18 protein-coding genes are annotated in these 18521 nt (G+C 49.0%); 1 reads left to right on the forward strand and 17 read right to left on the reverse strand.

The genetic code is table 11. The annotated features are described in order from the left end of the window. Positions 1 to 74: 74 nt before the first annotated feature. The 10 genes from ACOQOZ_RS17415 to mtnA form a co-directional block, all read right to left on the reverse strand. Positions 75 to 977, reverse strand: coding sequence for a sterol desaturase family protein (locus tag ACOQOZ_RS17415; RefSeq protein ID WP_420589421.1), 903 nt, complete (start codon positions 975 to 977; stop codon positions 75 to 77). Between the two features lie 19 nt (positions 978 to 996). Then, on the reverse strand, positions 997 to 1653 hold the full coding sequence (locus ACOQOZ_RS17420) for a hypothetical protein (protein WP_420589422.1): 657 nt from the start codon (positions 1651 to 1653) through the stop codon (positions 997 to 999). A gap of 258 nt (positions 1654 to 1911) precedes the next feature. Continuing rightward, complete coding sequence (locus tag ACOQOZ_RS17425; RefSeq protein ID WP_420589423.1) at positions 1912 to 2094, reverse strand: DUF6435 family protein; 183 nt, start codon at positions 2092 to 2094, stop codon at positions 1912 to 1914. Positions 2095 to 2256: 162 nt separating this feature from the next. Continuing rightward, positions 2257 to 3186 (reverse strand): allantoinase PuuE, encoded by a 930-nt coding sequence (puuE, locus tag ACOQOZ_RS17430; protein WP_420589424.1) that lies wholly within the window; start codon positions 3184 to 3186, stop codon positions 2257 to 2259. Positions 3187 to 3263: 77 nt separating this feature from the next. Beyond that, complete coding sequence (locus tag ACOQOZ_RS17435) at positions 3264 to 4847, reverse strand: ATP-binding protein (protein WP_420589425.1); 1584 nt, start codon at positions 4845 to 4847, stop codon at positions 3264 to 3266. A gap of 2 nt (positions 4848 to 4849) precedes the next feature. Next, positions 4850 to 6046 carry a DUF917 domain-containing protein gene (locus ACOQOZ_RS17440; RefSeq protein WP_420589426.1) on the reverse strand — a complete coding sequence of 399 codons (1197 nt, stop codon included), beginning with the start codon at positions 6044 to 6046 and terminating at the stop codon, positions 4850 to 4852. Positions 6047 to 6164: 118 nt separating this feature from the next. After that, the gene (gene mtnC / locus ACOQOZ_RS17445; protein ID WP_420589427.1) at positions 6165 to 6881 is read right to left on the reverse strand and encodes an acireductone synthase; all 717 of its coding nucleotides are present in this window, start codon (positions 6879 to 6881) and stop codon (positions 6165 to 6167) included. Positions 6882 to 6911: 30 nt separating this feature from the next. Next, a complete protein-coding gene (locus tag ACOQOZ_RS17450) occupies positions 6912 to 7457 on the reverse strand; it encodes a 1,2-dihydroxy-3-keto-5-methylthiopentene dioxygenase (RefSeq protein WP_420589428.1) in 546 nt (181 codons plus the stop codon). A 41-nt stretch (positions 7458 to 7498) separates the two neighbouring features. Further along, positions 7499 to 8146 (reverse strand): methylthioribulose 1-phosphate dehydratase, encoded by a 648-nt coding sequence (locus tag ACOQOZ_RS17455; RefSeq protein ID WP_420589429.1) that lies wholly within the window; start codon positions 8144 to 8146, stop codon positions 7499 to 7501. An 11-nt stretch (positions 8147 to 8157) separates the two neighbouring features. Next, complete coding sequence (mtnA, locus tag ACOQOZ_RS17460; RefSeq protein ID WP_420589430.1) at positions 8158 to 9159, reverse strand: S-methyl-5-thioribose-1-phosphate isomerase; 1002 nt, start codon at positions 9157 to 9159, stop codon at positions 8158 to 8160. Positions 9160 to 9372: 213 nt separating this feature from the next. On the opposite strand from mtnA, the gene bluB reads away from it, so the two are divergent. Then, positions 9373 to 10038 carry a 5,6-dimethylbenzimidazole synthase gene (gene bluB / locus ACOQOZ_RS17465; RefSeq protein ID WP_420589431.1) on the forward strand — a complete coding sequence of 222 codons (666 nt, stop codon included), beginning with the start codon at positions 9373 to 9375 and terminating at the stop codon, positions 10036 to 10038. 20 nt (positions 10039 to 10058) lie between these two features. Here the strand turns inward: bluB and ACOQOZ_RS17470 are convergent, their stop codons facing one another. The 7 genes from ACOQOZ_RS17470 to pcnB all read right to left on the reverse strand — a co-directional run bounded on the left by ACOQOZ_RS17470 (position 10059) and on the right by pcnB (position 17960). Next, on the reverse strand, positions 10059 to 11672 hold the full coding sequence (locus ACOQOZ_RS17470; RefSeq protein ID WP_420589432.1) for a methyl-accepting chemotaxis protein: 1614 nt from the start codon (positions 11670 to 11672) through the stop codon (positions 10059 to 10061). A gap of 212 nt (positions 11673 to 11884) precedes the next feature. Beyond that, positions 11885 to 13540: a glucose-6-phosphate isomerase gene (gene pgi, locus ACOQOZ_RS17475; RefSeq protein WP_420589433.1), complete on the reverse strand. Its 1656-nt coding sequence runs from the start codon at positions 13538 to 13540 to the stop codon at positions 11885 to 11887. A gap of 193 nt (positions 13541 to 13733) precedes the next feature. Continuing rightward, positions 13734 to 14114, reverse strand: a complete 381-nt coding sequence (panD, locus tag ACOQOZ_RS17480; RefSeq protein WP_420589434.1) for an aspartate 1-decarboxylase — start codon at positions 14112 to 14114, stop codon at positions 13734 to 13736. Between the two features lie 145 nt (positions 14115 to 14259). Further along, on the reverse strand, positions 14260 to 15144 hold the full coding sequence (gene panC, locus ACOQOZ_RS17485; protein ID WP_420589435.1) for a pantoate--beta-alanine ligase: 885 nt from the start codon (positions 15142 to 15144) through the stop codon (positions 14260 to 14262). A gap of 12 nt (positions 15145 to 15156) precedes the next feature. Continuing rightward, complete coding sequence (panB, locus tag ACOQOZ_RS17490; RefSeq protein ID WP_420589436.1) at positions 15157 to 15963, reverse strand: 3-methyl-2-oxobutanoate hydroxymethyltransferase; 807 nt, start codon at positions 15961 to 15963, stop codon at positions 15157 to 15159. 114 nt (positions 15964 to 16077) lie between these two features. Then, on the reverse strand, positions 16078 to 16572 hold the full coding sequence (gene folK, locus ACOQOZ_RS17495; RefSeq protein WP_420589437.1) for a 2-amino-4-hydroxy-6-hydroxymethyldihydropteridine diphosphokinase: 495 nt from the start codon (positions 16570 to 16572) through the stop codon (positions 16078 to 16080). A 5-nt stretch (positions 16573 to 16577) separates the two neighbouring features. Continuing rightward, complete coding sequence (gene pcnB / locus ACOQOZ_RS17500) at positions 16578 to 17960, reverse strand: polynucleotide adenylyltransferase PcnB (protein ID WP_420589438.1); 1383 nt, start codon at positions 17958 to 17960, stop codon at positions 16578 to 16580. Positions 17961 to 18521: the final 561 nt, after the last annotated feature.

Genomic DNA, 18521 nt, shown 5'->3' on the forward strand with positions numbered 1-18521 from the left:
CAAAAAGCCTTTGCTACTGTCCAACTTATGGGGTGCAGTTCCTGTAAGTAGCAAAGGCTTTTTTATTTTTACTGTTAGCTTGGCTTATTCTTTTTTGCAGCTTGTTCCTGTTCCCAGGCCCAGATAGGCGGTCTGACAATCAGATTCAGTCGGTACTTCCAGTCCGGTGCATCCGCTATCTTCTTAAACAACTTGGCGTAGCCACCAAAGAACACCTTAATCGGGTTATTGGTATTGATGCGCGGATACACACCGTAGCGTACTTTTTCCTGCTCTTCTGCGAAGGTGCCAAACATGCGATCCCAGATAATCAGAATGCCAGCATAATTTTTATCGAGATATTGGCTGTTCGTTGCATGATGAACCCGGTGGTGGGATGCCGTATTCATAATGGCTTCAATAAATTTAGGCATTTTATACACGGTTTCGGTGTGCAGCAGTGTCTGATAAACCTGAACCAGCTTTTCACACAGGAAGATCAACAGCGGGTGGAAGCCCAGCAACGCCAGTGGCAGATGGAACAACATTGGGAATAACCAATCGAGCGGTCCGAAACGGTACGCCACCGAAATATTAAAATGCGGCGAGCTGTGATGCACTGTGTGGGTCGCCCAGGCAAAGCCATTCGAGTGCAGAAAACGGTGCTCCCAGTAATACGCCAGATCGGCAAGAATTAAACAGCCAATCACGGTCCAGCCGGTTAATGGAATATCGGCGATGCGGAAATTGTCATACACGTAGAAAAATACTGACAGATAAGCCAGGCCGACCAGGAAAGTAATGCCGATAAAAAATGCCAGTGTAATGTAGTTGGTAATACTGTCGGCAATCAGGCCACGATCCATTTGTTTTTTGATGGCGTAACGCAGCATCTCTAGTACAAACAGAGCCAATGCGATCACAAAGAACCAGTCATCAACAAAGCGTTCGTAATAATAGAAGAGTTCGGCAGGATACAACTGAGATAAAAATTCCATGAGCTTCTCTCAACAATGATTATTGATATTCAACAAAAAGTTGGCTTGATGATGGATTGTAGGCGGCGTCCAGATAATGAATTTCCAGTACCGACTTAACCGTGCGGTTGTAGTCAATTTTGTCCCAGCCCGCAGCCAATTCAGCGGTGCTGCGATCTTGTCTGGCTAACAGGGTCTGATAGCGCTTAAAGACAGGAATTTCGACACTGGTACCGTTGGTTTGCAGCAATTGCTGACGAACACCAATGGTGATACGTGCCTGGCTGTAGGCGGAATCAAAATTGCGGTAATAAACGAATATCCGTTCCGGGCGTTGCGACGTTTTTTCCAGTAACGGAATAAAGTCCGTCCATAATTGATCAACTTCTGTCAGTGGCATGGTGTCGCTGACACCACGAATTGCGATAGCACCACTCTGTGATTTGGCTGTCGTTTGCTCTGACGCCGATGCCAGCGGTGCCGATGTCTGCGGCCCCTGGGCGATGTGCTGAACCGCGTTGTTCGGAGCCGGGCTTGCTGCTGGTACGTCGGCCTCGCTGGTTGCCTCGGTTGTCCAGTCAGAACGGTCTGTCGGAGCAGCAATTGCCTGATTTACTGAAACAGGCTGGTAGACCACTAACAACCAGATGGCGGCAACAATCGCAGCGCTTGTCAGTATGGAGTTTGTCAGATTCATCACTCTCACCGTATTTAGCGATTTAATTTATATGAGACATTAGTGTATCACAAAAAAGATGAACGGCAGCTGTACTGACAGGATAGTGTGAGACCGTTGTGAGCGAATGCAGCAGAGGCAGGAAAGTCACATCGTAAGTGATGACAGGCGAAGATAAGTGAATACCAGCAACGATAAGAGACGCTGGTCACGATGTGTTCTGCGCCGGGCAGGCACATCGTGATTCGTTTTGCATCGATCAGAAAGCGCAGGGCAGTGCTATTTGGCAGCGTCCTGAGCTTTCAGTTGTTGCAGTTTGAGGTAGATGACTTCGGCTTCTGCGGTGATTTCAGAATAACCGCGGATGTCGCCATTGCGTTGGGCAAGCATGGCTTTCTCCAGTTTGGCGTCATATTGCTTTTGCAGTTTCTTCAGTGGATTGGTTTTGAATAAAGAAAACATGAGGGAGCCTCATCAGGGATTTCTTTATTTTAAGGGATTTTCCGCACCAGAAACGACAACGAATTTTATAGGGGTATAACTTTCAGGGCTAATGCATGGAGATAAAAAAGCCGCCTGGGTTGTTACCACAGGCGGTGAGGGAGGAAGCTGGTGTAAATCGGATTATTTGGTTGCCGGGTGCACTTTGCGCCAGTGATCGGCGATATCAATCCTACGGGTAACCCAGACGTCGTCGTGGCTTTGTACGTAGTCCAGGAAGCGTGCCAGTGCCGCAGCACGGCCGGGGCGACCGACCAGGCGGCAATGCAAACCAATGTTCAGCATTTTTGCCGCTGCCGGATTCTCTGTGCCTTCGGCGTATAACACATCAAACGAATCTTTCAGGTAAGTGAAGAACTGGTCACCCGAGTTAAAGCCCTGATTGGTGGCAAACCGCATGTCGTTACTGTCGAGGGTATAAGGAATGACCAGATGTGGTTCATCGTACTCATGACTCCAGTACGGCAGGTCATCAGCGTAGGAATCGCTGTCGTAGGCAAAACCACCGGCTTCAACCACCAGATCACGCGTGTTCGGGCTCATACGACCGGTGTACCAGCCCTGCGGGCGTTCACCGGTGACTTCGGTATGGATACGAATGGCTTCAGCGATGTGCTCTCGTTCGACTTCTTTGTCGATGTATTGGTAGTCGATCCATTTCAGGCCGTGGGAAGCGATTTCCCAATCGGCATCCTTCATCGCCTGCACAATTTCCGGGTTGCGCTGCAGAGCAGTGGCTACGCCATACACGGTCACCGGCATATTACGTTGGGTGAACATACGGTGCAGGCGCCAGAAGCCAGCGCGACTGCCGTACTCGTAGATCGATTCCATATTCATATGACGCACGCCTTCAAGCGCCTGCGCACCAACAATTTCTGACAGGAAAGCTTCTGAGGCTTTGTCGCCGTGCAGAATACAGTTCTCGCCACCTTCCTCGTAATTGATCACAAACTGAACCGCAATGCGGGCGTTGCCGTTACCAGATGGATTTGGCCATTGAGGGTCGGGAGCGTGCTGGCCGTAGCCAACCATATCGCGCGGATAGGTCATGGATGTTGTACTCAGTATTTTGTTTTGCCTTAGTGTAAAACAAAAAGCTGACTAAGTGGTTGGGAATGTGCTGTTTGTCAGCCGGACAATTCACAGCTTTGTGAGTGAGAGTAACGGATCACCGTTGCGATTAGCGTGTTGTAGCCAACTGGCTTAGTAATAACTTCACTCATACCCGCTCGCAGACATTTCTCACGATCTTTTTCCATAACATTGGCTGTTAAACCAATGACTGGTGTGCGTTGGTTATTGACCTCGTTCGCTCGTAGCTCTTCCGTCGCTTGAAGGCCATCCATAACCGGCATATGCCAATCCATCAAAATCAGATCAAAGGTCTGTTGCTGACACAGTTCTAACGCCTGGCGGCCATGTTCGGCAATGACAACGTTAGCCCCTGCTTTACGTAGCATTTTGCCGGTAATCAGCTGATTGGTCGGATTGTCTTCAACCAATAGTAAATCGAGATGCTCTAGAGATAGGTTTTTGGGTTTTGTGTGCTTTTCCAGTTGGCAGGCTTGGGGTTCTTGCAGCCAAAGAGAGAAACTGAATTCAGAGCCAACAGCAGGAGCGCTGTTAACAGTTATGCCTCCGCCCATTAGTTCAACCAGGTTTTTACAGATAGCAAGACCCAGCCCGGTTCCTGGAAACTTTTTTGTAGTTGAGTCATCCAGTTGGCTAAACGGCTTAAATAGCTTGAGTTGATCTTCTTCGCGAATACCAATGCCACTGTCGCGTACAGAAAAATAAATCTGATGTTTATTCTCAACTCTGTTGGCGTGCTTTACCTTTATAGTAACGGTTCCGTTTTCGGTAAACTTGTTGGCATTACTGCCAAGATTTAAAAGAATCTGCTGAATCCGATCCGGATCGCCCAGTAGTTTCTTTGGAACCTGATCACAGATGTCGATGATGAGCTTATTATTTTGCTGCTCTGCCAAATTTCTGAGCTGTGCTTCGTTCGTTTTTAATAAATCAATTATGGAAAATATACGCTCATCAAGCTGCAGTTTTTGATTACCCAGTTTTGCATAATCAAGGACGTCTTCCGTTTGTCGTGATAGGGCATCGGCAGAATGTTCAATAACCGTTAATAGCTCCGAGATTTCATTCGGGTCTTCACTGCTTTTGATAAGTTCCAGGGCCCCTTTGATACCGTTTAGTGGTGTGCGCATTTCATGGCTCATATTGGCCAGAAAATTAGTTTTTACTTTATTGGCCTTTTCAGCGGCTTCAGCAGCCTCTACAGCTTTCTTTTGGGCGATAATTAATTCACTTATATTGCGCGATACCCCAAATATAAGTTCGACATCTCCAGAGTCATCTAACATCGGATGAAGAATTGTATTCCAATAATTAGGGCTGCCATCACTGCTGGTGAATATTTCTTCTTCTGAGTACTGGATCGGTTCTTTCGCTGCTACGCATCTTTGATAGTTCTGATGTATGGGTTGATACACGTCGTCAGGTAATAACTCGCGCAGCGGAACGTCGATGATACTCGGGCCATCAAGTTCCGCTTTCTCCTGTTGTTTGACGTTACTGGTGACGATGTAAAAATCATCACCCACAACTTTAAGGACAAACATGTTATCGGGAGAGTTCTGCCAAAGTTTTGAGAACAAACTTGACTCTAATAGCTCCCTATCCTGACGGTTTATCATAACTATGGGTTCAGTTGTTGTACGGGAATATACTCTTTAACTTTCACACCATCCTCTGGAAATGCTGAGGTAATCTGATCAATGTCTGTTAAAAACAGCTTTTCAATTGTTTCATTGCGCATTGCTTCAGCGCATGCTGTTGCCCAGATCGTACATACTTGCCCTTCTTTTACATCGGCTGTTGAAATGGGGGAAGTACCATAGAGGCGGTCACTATCCTCAAACTTCATTAGGTTAATACAGTCTGGAGCGATAACCAGAGGTTTCTTGGCTTGCGGGTCCCATGCCAAAAGACTTTCGTTTTTATAGTAAACCCATAACTCCCCAACCATTGTTGCGAATACTATTTTACCTACATCAAAACCGTGACTGGTCCGGTTAATTACTTTGCGCACCAAACCGTTATCAATAACGTAGTTGTCTATTCCCAGTGCATTAAGTGTCTCAACCAAATGTCTTGGTTCGGGTGAATTAAGTATGGTGTGTCCAACTTTAATCGCAGCGCTGACTGAGTTGTGAATTACAGAGCTTTCTGCTTCTTGCGATAAAAGATAGTCACTGTCGATAGGCCAGCACGCCATACCACCGACTTGTTCGTAGGCTGGTTGGCTTACGACTTCCCGAGCAGCATCTTCCAGCTCTGTAGGGGTCTTGTTTGTAAACAATTCTGAATGGAAGCTTTCATTACTCCATTTGCAGTTTGCACTAGCGTTAGTGTCTGAGGCGATAATTGCTGGGCAGCAAGGGACTTGATTAACTTCAAGCATCGATTCGTTCATTTGCGGCACTGCTCGTCCCGAAGGGTCAGCATCGATAACAGCAAGAGGTGGATTAAACTGTGACGCAATGAAAAAAGGAATCAGAGTATTAACTGCACCTATTTCAGCGGGAAGGAAATATTCTATTTCTTTGTTTTCTTGTTGTTTAAGGTAAGCGTTAAGAGATTTGTATGCGTTAACCGGAGCTGTATAGCCACGTCCCTCGGCAGCGGCATCTGGTGAGCCAAGATCTGCCACAATGGCTGATTTTTTACCGGGTTTTAATTGAGATGTGGGTATCAGAGGAATACTTTGATTGATCTTCTCCAGGAAGTTCAGCGCCATACTCACTGGGCCGCCGCCGCCTGAGGCGAGAAAGCATCCTCCATAAATGAGGGCTTTCATGTCCTGAACCGAGACAACGTTATTCTCTGATGGCATCGTATGTACTCCATTACGCATAATCTTTGTACATCTAATTTATACTTAATTATCAATAATGCCAGTATTTATAATGAAAAATATCAGAATAACGTTGTACTATCTGCTGATCGTGCGTTTATATAACAATCGTTGAAAAACTTGTGCTTGAGGTATGGCTTGAATTAGTTTTTATAGCTTCTCGTTGAATCCATACTGTCTGCATACCTGCTTCGTAAGCCGCATCCAGCTCTTCTTCAATATCCGATAAAAACAGCACATTATCTGCCTGAATATCATGCTGCTTTTGCAGGTCAGCAAGAATATTCCGATAAGACTGCTCGTCGCGTTTACCGCCGGAAGTGGTATCAAAATGACCGCTGAACAGAGGCAATAAATCGCCGTCCTGGCTGTAGCCATAAAACAGTTTCTGCGCTTGTATTGAGCCTGAGGAGTAGACGTAAAGAGGTACGCCTTCATTGTGCCATTGCTTTAATTGCGCCGTGGCATCTGGGTACATATGCGCCTGGTAATCACTATTTTCGTAGCCCTGCTTCCAGATCATGCCTTGTAAGGCCTTTAGCGGAGTGGCTTTCTTGTCGTCACGAATCCACTGCAATAAGCATTCAATAACACCATCGAGGTTGCCTGTAGTCAGGTGATTACCTTCCTGCTCTGCCAGTTCAACAGTGGCTTGTACGTGCTGCTGAACTGTTGGGTCTTCATGATGCTGACGCAGAAAAGCGGGCAGGTTTTTTTCGGCGTAGGGAAATAAAACATCCTTCACAAAAGAGATCGAAGACGTGGTGCCTTCGATATCGGTCAGGATAACTTTGACATCATGAAACTGTGGCATACGAGAAGCGACCCTTTGATTATCGGCGAATCAGTTTTCTAAGCGGTTGTAGTGTTGTGCGATTTCGTTACCGGTGTAGTTGGCTACCCAGCCTTCCGGATTATTAAACAGGCGTATCGCTGTGAAATTCGGGTTAGGGCCCATATCAAACCAGTGAGGGGTATTGGCTGGTACGCTGATTAAATCACCCTGGGTACACAACACTTCGGCCACTTTTTCTCCGATGTGTAGAGTAAACAGACCTTCACCAGCAACAAAAAACCGCACTTCATCTTCGCTGTGGGTATGCTCGCTGAGAAACTTCTGACGCAGTTCTGATTTTTGCGGGTTATCGGATGCCAGGCTGATCACATCAACCGTTTGATAACCTTCTTCCGCCACCAGACGATCAATGTCTTTGCGGTAGGCGTTCATCACAAATTCCGGATCCGCACCTGCGCTGATGCTGGTGTCCGTTTGCCATTGCTCATAACGAACACCCAACTCTTTTAATTTCTCGGTGATGCGACTTTTATCGGAGCTGGTGAACAGCAGGTTCGTCATATCCGTGTCGGTATAAATACGAATTTCACTCATAGCTTTTTCCGGTCATTGCAGGTGCGAAACTCACACCCGATTTAATTATTTATTTTCAGCAGTTGCAGTTGATAACCCAACAAATGCTCTAATGCTTCCAGGTGGCGGAAACATTCCTGAATATCTTTTCCCCAGGTATACACGCCATGGCCACGAATTAAATAGGCGTGCCCTTGTCCGTGTTGTTGCATCCGTTGTTCAACCTGGCCAGCCAAACGTTCGATATTCTGATCGTTGGTAAATAGTGGGATATGAATTGTGCCTTTGTGACTGGTTTCACCAGCGAAAGCTTTTTGTAATTCCCAGCCGGTTAGTGACAAAACATCGTCTCGCCACAATTGAGATAACACTACGCAGGTTGGAGAGTGGGTGTGTAATACCGCGCCGATGGTTTTATCGCGCTGATACAGCTGGGTATGTAATAAGGTTTCGGCGGATGGTTTGCCGCTGATTTTGTGTTGCGGATGAATAACCGGCTGGCCGCTCAGATCAACCACCAGAATATCATCAGCGTTCAGCTCACCTTTGTGTTTACCGGAGCTGGTTAAGGCGCAGCAATCGGCATTCAGGCGGATGGAATAATTCGAGCTGGTGGCCGGCGACCAATCCCGGTCGTAGAGAATTTTACCGTAGCGGCATAAATCATCAGTGGCCTGATTAAACTGATTAATATCGTAAACCTGAGTCATCAGCCTGACCTTTAACGCGCAAACAACATGGAAACGGTTTCAGTGTTTGGAGCGAGGATCATGCCTTTTTCGGTGATGATGGCATCAATCAAATCGGAAGGTGTGACGTCAAACGACGGGTTGATGGCGTCGCAGCCTTCCGGCGCAATGGCCTGACCATTCAGGCTGGTAACCTCGGAGACCGGACGTTGTTCAATCGGAATGTCGTCACCACTGGCGATGGATAAATCAAAGGTGGTGGTAGGGGCCGCCACCATAAACTTCATCCCGTGTTGTTTAGCTAACACCGCCAGGCTATAGGTACCAATTTTATTAGCGGTATCACCGTTGGCGGCAATCCGGTCGGCGCCAACAATGACCCAGCTGATATCGCCCTGACGGAACAGCTGAGCGGCTGCGCCATCAGCCACCAGTTTTACCGGGATATTATCCTGCATCAGTTCCCAGGCGGTCAGACGTGCTCCCTGTAACCATGGGCGGGTTTCTCCGGCATAAACCTGTTTGATACGGTCATCGGCAAAGGCGCTGCGGATAATGCCCAACGCGGTGCCATGACCACCGGTTGCCAGCGCACCGGTGTTGCAGTGGGTGTAAACACTGGAGCCTTCCGGAATCAAGGCTGCGCCAAACTGACCCATGGCCAGGTTGGCAGCGATATCTTCTTCATGAATACGTTTCGCTTCGGCAACCAAAGCTTGTGGATCTTCCGTTCCCAGGCTGGCCATACGGTCCAGTGCCCAGAACAGATTGACCGCTGTCGGACGTGATTCTGCCAGCACTTTATAGGCGGCCTGTAAATCTTTGCCTGCTAAAGCATCCAGAGCGTAACCGTAGGCCGCCGTGATACCAATGGCCGGGGCACCACGCACCACCATATCGCGAATCGCATCAGCAACATCGGCCGCTGAGGTATAACTCAGTACCTGATGTTGATGTGGCAGGACACGTTGGTCCAGCAGGTGCAGTTGCTGGTTGTGCCATTCAATGGCGTGAAAGGAGGCTGTGTGAGTCATGCCGAACCCTGAATAAGGCGATTAGAAGGGCGACATTTTACTCCTAAAGCCCGCTCAGTTTCACCCGCTAACGACAGTTATGAGCATGCAGGCATTTTCCCGGGCGATGGCACTGACACGCTATTACACCGATCGACTATTGCACATAGGCACCGAGCTACGGACAATAGCGCGTTCGTCATTTCTGATTTATCGCTGCCGGTTCCTGACTCCATGCCTGATCGCAATCAACAATTCTCTACTGAACAGAGTGATCTTCTGATGCAGATGCTGGCTGCCCGGCGCGATGTGCGTGGTAATCGCTTTCTGGCTGATGAACTCGACCAATCTGATATCGATAAGATTCTGAAAGCAGCGTTACACGCTCCGTCAGTCGGTTTTTCCCAGCCGTGGGAATTTGTGCTGGTGAAAGATAAACAAAGTCGCTGCACAATCGCTGAGAGCTTTTTTGAGGAAAATGAAAAAGCGCTGCAGCAGTTTCGTGCCGGTAACTACGATGCCGCCAAATTAGAGCAATATCAGGCATTAAAGCTGGAAGGGATTGTCGAATCACCGCTGAATATTGCAGTGTTCTATAACCCGAAGAAGGGTCCTGTACTGGGGCAAACCAGTATGCCGGAAATGGGGCGCTACAGCGTGGTGTGTGCAGTCCAGAATATGTGGCTGATGGCACGCTCACTGAATATCGGTATCGGTTGGGTCAGTATTCTTGATCCGCAGAAAGTGAAAGCGGCGCTCAATGCGCCGCAGGATCGTGAGCTGGTGGCGTATCTGTGTGTTGGTAAAGTGGATAAGTTTTACGATCAGCCCGAGCTTGAGACTCTGGGCTGGGAAGAGCGTAAAGCAGAACAACAAGTGGTGCTGTCCGAGGGGTACTAATATCACTTCAGAGACACTTGTCAGACCTTAAATTCATTCACAATATTACGTAACTGTTCAGCCTGCTCCGCCAGCTCTTCGGCAGCACGAGAAGTGGATGCTGCTTCTTCGACCGTGTGATCGGATACTTCATTAATCACCACAATATTGTTGCTGATTTCATTCGCCACCTTGCTTTGTTCTTCAGCCGCTGTGGCGACCTGGGCGTTCATTGAATTGATGGTTTCCACGTGTTGCATGATGGAGCGCAGCGAGGCTTCGGTTTGCTGCGATTGCTGCACCACGGTCATGGCACTGTTCTGACTGCTTTCCATAACATCCACCGCCTGTTGCATACTGGCATTTAAGCGTTTGGTGACATTCTGAATGTCGCTGGTGGTTTCTTCCGTACGGGCGGCCAGAGAGCGGACTTCGTCGGCAACCACGGCAAATCCGCGGCCTTGTTCTCCAGCCCGGGCGGCCTCAATGGCGGCGTTTAGTGCCAACAGGTTGGTTTGTTCGGCAATCCCCTGAATGGTCTGCGAGGCAGCACCAATACGTTCACTTTCGCTGGCCAGATTCTGAATCACTTCGCGGGCATGGTTGACCTCTTCTGCCAGTGAGCTGATGGCCTGAATACTGGACTCCATAACCTGTTGCGAAGACTGTGTTTCACTGCTGGCCAGCTGGGTTGCCTCAGCCGCAGACTCGGCGCTGCGGGCGACCTCACCGGCGGTGCTCGACATTTGTGTGACAGCCGTTGCCACTTGTTCGATCTGATTCTGCTGATCTTCAATGCCATGGCGTGTGCTGCTGGCAATTGCCAATACCTTATCGGAGCCTCCGGATACGCCCAACGCCAGGTTAGCCATGACTTTGACCAGTAACTGCAGATGATGAATAAAGCCGTTAAAGTTACCAACCAGGCTGCCAATTTCATCGGTTGCCCGGGTGTGCAGTCGTATTGTCAGATCGCCCTGGCCACTCGACATTCCCTCAAGGCTGGCAACAATGCGGTTAATCAGGCGGGTGATCAGGTTGGCGATAAACCAGGCGGTTGATAACAGCACAATCACCATCACCGCAGCGATGGCCATACCCACCTGAATCGTTTTCTGGCCCTGCTGTTGAACGTCGGCAATTTCCTCAGAAAAGCGTTGATAGTTTTGCTGTCTGCGTTGCTCCAGCAGGTCGCTGAGATGCTGGTATTCACGATTGGCTTGTTGTGCCATGCCCGCCATCTGGTCGAAATCGATGGTGCCACTAATCATACCGTTGGCCAGTTGGCTGCTGCTGTCCCAATAATCGGTTAAGGCACTGGCCAGTTTTTGATTCTGGCTCTGGTCTGGCTGCGACAGCGAGGCAATTCTGGAGAAGGTTTGTTTCAGCTTCTGTTGAATCTGAGCGGCTTCGGCAATTTTATCTTTGTCGCCCTCGGTAATCGCATTCGCCATTTCATTACGCAATTTAAACAGCAGCAAGCCGGAGTGGTCGATTTTTTCCGTCAGTGGAAAGGTGACATTCTGAATATGATTCAGGCGATCATTTTGCTGTTGTTGGGCCAGCAGGCTGTAGCCCAGGTAAAACAAAAAACACAGCACACCTGCGCCGGCAATTGCCAGAATTTTTGAACGTAAAGAGAGCCCTTTGAGCATAACGGTCACCACTGCATTGAGTCGGGGTGAATTTAGGCTTAGCTGAGGCTTTCTTCAGTCTCAAGGAGAATGGCCTGATGGAGCAATCTGTGGCTTAAATATCAGTAATAAGTTCGAGAAAAGGATTTGCGGTAGAAGTTCGATCTGAGCTTTATTCCCTTTTAAAATCAAGGGAATAAAGCTTTTGTATAACCTTTGTTTATATCCGGGTTTTACAGCAGGTTCTGCATATCGTGGAATGCCCGGACCAGACCGTTGGTCGAACCATCAAAATGCTGTGGAATATCATCGCCTTCAAGTGCATCCAGCACCTTACCGCCCAGTTGTTTACCCAGCTCAACCCCCCACTGATCGAATGAGTTAATACCCCATAAGAAACCTTGTGCAGCAACCTTGTGTTCATACAAAGCAATCAGTGCACCAACGGTGTGTGGTTTTGATTTCGGAAAATACAGAGTGTTGCTCGGGCGGTTACCTTCAATCACTTTCTGAGGTGCTGTAACAATGGCTTCGGCCTTGCTCATACCTGCGGCAACCAGTTCTGCGATAGCTTCTTCTTCTGACTTACCTTGCAGTAGTGCCTGACTCTGGCTGAGGCAGTTTGAAACCAGCATGGCGTGGAAGTTATCAATCGGGTTATGGCTGCACATTGGCATAATAAAATCACACGGCGAGAAATGTGTGCCCTGGTGTAACAGCTGGTGGAAAGCATGCTGACCGTTGGTACCAACACCACCCCAGATAATCGGACCGGTGTTGTAATCGGTTTCATAACCATCAATGGTCACCGACTTACCGTTACTCTCCATATCCAGCTGTTGCAGGTGAGCGGGCAAGCTACGCAGATAATGATCGTAAGGCAGAATGGCCTGGCTGTTAACGCCAAAGAAGTTAACGTACCACAGGCTCAACAAAGCCATGGTGATCGGCATATTCTGTTCAATCGGAGCGGTGCGGAAGTGCTCATCCATTTCATAAGCACCGCGCAACATATCACGGAAATTATCGATACCAATTGCCAGCGCCAGTGGCAGACCAATGGCCGACCATAATGAATAACGGCCGCCAACCCAATCCCACATCGGGAAGATATTCTCTTCTGCGATACCAAAAGCTTTGGCTTTTTCGACATTGGAAGACACTGCTGTGAAGTGTTTCGGTAAATCGACTTCAGTGCCGCCGTTGTTGAGGAACCACTCGCGACACGCCATGGCGTTCTTCAGGGTTTCCTGAGTGCCAAACGACTTTGACTGCACGATAAATAACGTGGTGGCCGGATTCAGGCGTTTCAGAATCTCAGTAATATGCGTACCGTCGATATTGGCCAGGTAGTGGATGGTCAGGCCGCTGTCCCAATAAGGTTTCAGCGAGCTGGAAGCCAGCTTCGGGCCGAGAAATGAGCCACCAATGCCAATCGACACCACGTCGGTAAACGGCTGGTTGCTGAATCCACGCCATTGATTACGGCGGATTTTCCAGCAGAACTCTTCCATGCGTTGCATGGTTTGGCGGATTTCCGGCATAACATCAATGCCATCGACCAGCACCTCGCGGCTGCCGAAGTTACGTAACGCAGTATGCAATACTGGTCGCCTTTCACTGCGGTTAATTGCTTCACCGCTGAACATACTGTCGATCAGGCCTGGCAGATTACGTTCTTTGGCCAATGTGTGGAGCAATGACATGGTGTCGGCGGTGATACGGTTTTTCGAGTAGTCCAGTGTCAGGCCTGCGGCTTCCAGCTGAAAACGCTCGAAACGGTTTACGTCTTCGGCAAACCAGTCGCGCATATGTTGTTCTTTGATCTCTCCGTGATGCTGCTGTAGCTGTTGCCAGATGGCCGACTGGGTGAGGCTGGTGCCGCTCATAATCTTGAATTCCCTGAGAAAGCGCTTAAATATTCACAACGCGTGTAAAACGGTAACAATAGAGCGCGAGTATAAGTAGGTATCAGCGTTGGGGCAAAAGTCTTGTTTGGCAAATATGGCGTGGCGGTGAAATTGCTGACGAGCAGGCATAAAAAACGCCGCATTAAGCGGCGTTTTTGACGGTCAGATTGGCTTATGCAACCTGTACCGGAATATCAAAACTGGTGTGGCTAACAGTATTGTCTTCGTTCATGTACACCATTTTTGGCTTGAAGGTAGCCAGTTCGTTGTCATCGTAGCTGCCATAGGCACAGATGATGATACGATCACCTTCGCTGGCCAGGTGAGCTGCGGCGCCGTTTACAGAGATGATACCGGAGTCATCTTCGCCACGAATGATGTACGTAGTGAAACGTTTGCCATTAGTAATGTTATAAATTTGGATCTGTTCAAATTCGCGCATACCGGCGAGATCCAGCAACTTTCCGTCAATGGCACAAGAGCCTTCGTAGTTCAGCACTGAGTGAGTGACTCGAGCCTGATGCAGCTTGGCTTTCAACATGGTGGTTTGCATGGTAAACCCTTTCTCTACTAATCGGACGATTTCTTCGTCACAGAACCTGTTTTTTCTGACTTTTACGTCAGCCTTAATTACCGGGTTCTGAGACTCCGGAATTGTTCATTTCTTGGCCTCTTGGCGCAAGGCGCGCAAGTATGCCTCATTCAAACGCCTGATTCAATGTCACCTGAATATTATCAATTAGGCGTGCGCTGCCAAGGAAAGCCGCGCCTAAAATGACTACGGCAGAGTTAGCATATTCGCCACTCTGGAGCGCATTATCGGTTAATTGTGACAAGTTATCTGCCAGACGAATTTCCAGATAATCTGTTTTGAACCCACGGTTATTCAGACGTTCCTGTGCCTGCAGGACGATCTGTTCCAGATTCTCCCTGCGGTTAAGCGCATCGGCTATTTCCAGCAGTGTTTTATGCAACCCGGGAGCAAGCTCACGCTCTTCTTCACTGAGGTAACCATTACGCGAACTTAACGCCAGCCCATCTGCTGCGCGGGCGGTGGGCACCGGAATGATATCAATCGGCATACACAGGTCGTTAACCATCTTGCGGATAACGGCAACCTGCTGAAAATCCTTTTCACCAAAATACGCTTTATCCGGTAACACCTGATTAAACAGTTTGGTAACTACGGTGCTGACACCATCAAAGTGACCCGGGCGACTGCCGCCACACAAACCTTCAGATACCACAGGCACGTGCACAATACTCTGTTCATCCTGGCCGGCGGGGTACATTTCTTCGACATTTGGGGCAAACAGCAAGTCACAGTTGGCCGCTTCCAGCTTTTGCTGATCTTCAGGCAAGGTGCGGGGGTAGCGGCTCAGATCGCTTTTGTCGTTAAACTGCAGCGGATTTACAAAAATGCTGCTGACGGTGTAACAACCATCGGCGGTCGAGCGGTCAATCAGGCTGATATGGCCAGCGTGCAGATTGCCCATGGTAGGCACAAAGCCGATATCACGGCCTGCAAGTCGAGCGGCCTTAACGTGCTGGCGTAATTCTTTGATGGTATGAACGGTGATCATCAGTGTTACCCCTTAACCGAAGCCGTGCTCAGCCGATGGGAATTCACCACTCTTAACCTGCTCGGCGTAAGCCGAAATTGCCTCAGGAATGGTACGACCATCGGTCATAAAGTTTTTCACGAACTTTGGTACGTAGCCCGTGTTCATACCTAACATGTCGTACACCACGAGAACCTGAGCGTCTGTATCGCTACCGGCACCAATGCCGATGACCGGCACTTCTACTGCTTCGGTAATACGTTTGCCCAGTTCGCTGGGTACACATTCCAGCAGAATCAGGTCGGCACCGGCAGCTTCGAGTTTCTGTGCGTGTTCAACCATGGCATTGGCTTTGGCTTCATCACGCCCCTGAACCTTATAACCACCCAGCTTGTTTACCGCTTGTGGTGTCAGGCCCAGGTGAGCACAAACAGGAACGCCTTGTTTGGACAAGGATTCGATCAGTGGAATCAGCCACTCATCGCCTTCGATTTTGATCAGGTGAGCACCGGCCTGCATGGCTTTGCGAGCGCTTTCCAAACCTTGCTCCAGCGTGCCATAACTCATAAACGGCAGATCCGTCATCACCAGCGCCGGGCGTTCTGCTTTGGCGTTACCGCGGGCGACCATTTCTGTGTGATAGGCCATTTCATCCACGGTTACCGGCAGTGTGCTGTCTTTGCCCTGTAATACCATTCCCAGGGAATCGCCTACCAATAACACTTCAACACCGGCATCGGCCGCCACCTGAGCAAACGTTGCATCATAGGCCGTTAGCACAGCAAATTTCTGCTGTTCGGCTTTCAGCTGTTTCAGTGCTGGAATACTGATGGATTTCATGACTTCTCTCCAAACTTGCCTGCAAAACACAGGTTTTTTCGTGGAGGCGTATGTTGCGGATTGTGGCAACTATGTCAAGAACGGGGGCAATAAATATGGTCGTAGGTCGAGGCTTTACAAAAGCTCGGTGAGAGGCTTGAGGCGATGCAATTCGCCGTCAAATTCCGGAGTAATCGCACTGACATTGCGGCCATCCGGCAAGGTCAGATCCGGGTTTATTTCAGCCAGTGGCAGCAGCACAAAGCTGCGTTTGTGCATCTCGTGATGGGGTAGATTGAGACGCTCACTGCGCAGTTGCAGGTCATCGTAGAGAATCATATCAAGATCGATATTGCGTTCGCCCCAATGGCGTTTGCGCACCCGGCCCTGAGCTTGCTCTTGAGCTTGCAACACATCGAGTAACGCCAATGGCTCTAACTCGGTTTGTAGCTGGGCGACCGCATTCAGATAGTCTGGCTGATCTTTTGGGCCCAGCGGTTTACTGCCATACAAAGATGACACAGCGGTTAACCGGGTTTGCGGTAATTGTTTCAGGGCAACCAGGGCATCACGAATCTGCTGCTCGGGGTCATTGAGGTTGGCCCCGAGACCGATGTAACAAACGGCCATAACAGTTATTGCTGTGGTCGTTGCGAACGAGGCTTACGACGGGGGCGACGACGACGTCTTTCACCATCATCGTTAGCATGCTCAGAACGAGGGCCACGGTTGTATTGTTTCTGCGGCAGCGGGTGGTCTTTCTGATACTGAGTCCACCAATCACCCAGGCCATCCAGATTCTCACCGGATTGTTCGCGTAACAGTACGAAGTCGTAAGCGGCGCGGAACCTTGGATGTTGTGCCAGCTCGTGAACTCGCTTGGAGCGGGTTTTTGGCAGACGCAGCTGCATTTCCCAGATTTCGCGCATTGGAATCGAGAAACGTTTTGGAATTGCGGTACATTTCGCCTGTTGCGACATCACCCGGTCTGCAGCTTTCTGCATGGCCGGATGTGGCGGTAAGCCGTTATCTTCAAATTCCTTTTGTACCCGCAGCATCGGCGCCCACATCAGTGAGGCGAGGAAGAAGTATGGTGTTACCGACTTACCCGAACGAATGCGGGCATCGGTGTTACGCATGGTGTTCTCTGCCATGGCCAGTGCCATTGGGTCATCACGCAGGCATTGCTCGGTGGCCGGGAACAGTGGTTCAAACAGGTTGTACTCACGTAACAGGCGGAAGGTATCCAGTGCGCGGCCGTGTAAAAACAGTTTGAGAACTTCTTCAAACATGCGCGCTGCAGGAATCTGTAGCAGCAGTGGCGCCATATCTTTGATTGGCGCCGCGGTTTCTTTTTCAATCTCGAAGTCGAGTTTCACCGCAAAACGGATAGCACGTAACATCCGTACCGGATCTTCACGGTAACGGGTTTCCGGATCACCAATCAGACGAATCTGGCGCTGTTGCAGATCCTGCCAACCACCGGCGTAAGCGTGAACACTGAAATCGGCGATATCGTAGTACAAAGCATTGATGGTGAAATCGCGACGCATGGCATCTTCGTCTTTGCTGCCATAAACGTTGTCGCGCAGAATCATGCCCTGATCGCCGGTCGCCGCGACCTTGTTGGAATGTTCTTCTTTTGGCGGCGCACGAAAGGTTGCAACTTCAATAACGTCGCGACCAAATACCACATGAACCAGTTTGAAACGACGGCCAATCAGGCGCGAATTGCGAAACAGCTTATTAACCTGTTCCGGCGTCGCATCGGTCGCGACATCAAAATCTTTCGGGTGCAGATCCAGCAGGTTGTCTCGCACTCCGCCACCAACCAGCAAGGCCTGGTGACCGGCTTTGTTTAATCGATACAGTACTTTCAGAGCATTTTCACTGATGTTGCTGCGACTCAGGTTATGCTCATCACGCGGGATAACGGTCAGGATGTCGTCATCCTTCGAAGCTTTATTGTTACCCCACAGGCGGGAGATAGGGTTGATCAGTTTGGTTAACCGGCTCACGGAAATACTGTTCTTTGCTGATGGTTATTGGAAAGCGGCTGAGTGTAACGGTTCACCCGAGGCAAATAAACAACTGGCTGTGATCGTGATGTGCTGTACATGGTCAAAGTCCTGCTGCGGAGCAGAGTTCAGACAACAAAAAAGCCGCTCCTGGCGGCTTTTCAGTTTCCTGTATCTGTTATTTTTATTATTTCAGGAGAAGCTGGTGAGCTTTGAATTGGGGCGAATTCATTGTTTTGAATAAACAGGGTCTTAAGGCCCTTTGTTTTTCTTATTCTTAACAGCACCTAAGGCTGGTCATCCAAAACAATGAATTCATAACTCAGGTTCCTTATTGTTTTTGTTAGTGGAACCTACTCAGCAGCTGTTTGTTATTTTTATTGATCGCTGCTTCGATCTTGTGACGCTTATTATTGTTGTATTGTTATTTTTATAGTGTGTGCGTCTGATCTGACTAGGATAAAGCAGGTGGCATGCCAAAAGTCGAAAGTCTATGTAAAACAACGACTTACATTTCTTGAAGAAACTTTGTTACCCAAATGTTCGACCAAAGTGTTACTC

The sequence above is a fragment of the Bacterioplanoides sp. genome, from assembly GCF_965219715.1.
Lineage (GTDB): Bacteria > Pseudomonadota > Gammaproteobacteria > Pseudomonadales > Oceanobacteraceae > Bacterioplanoides.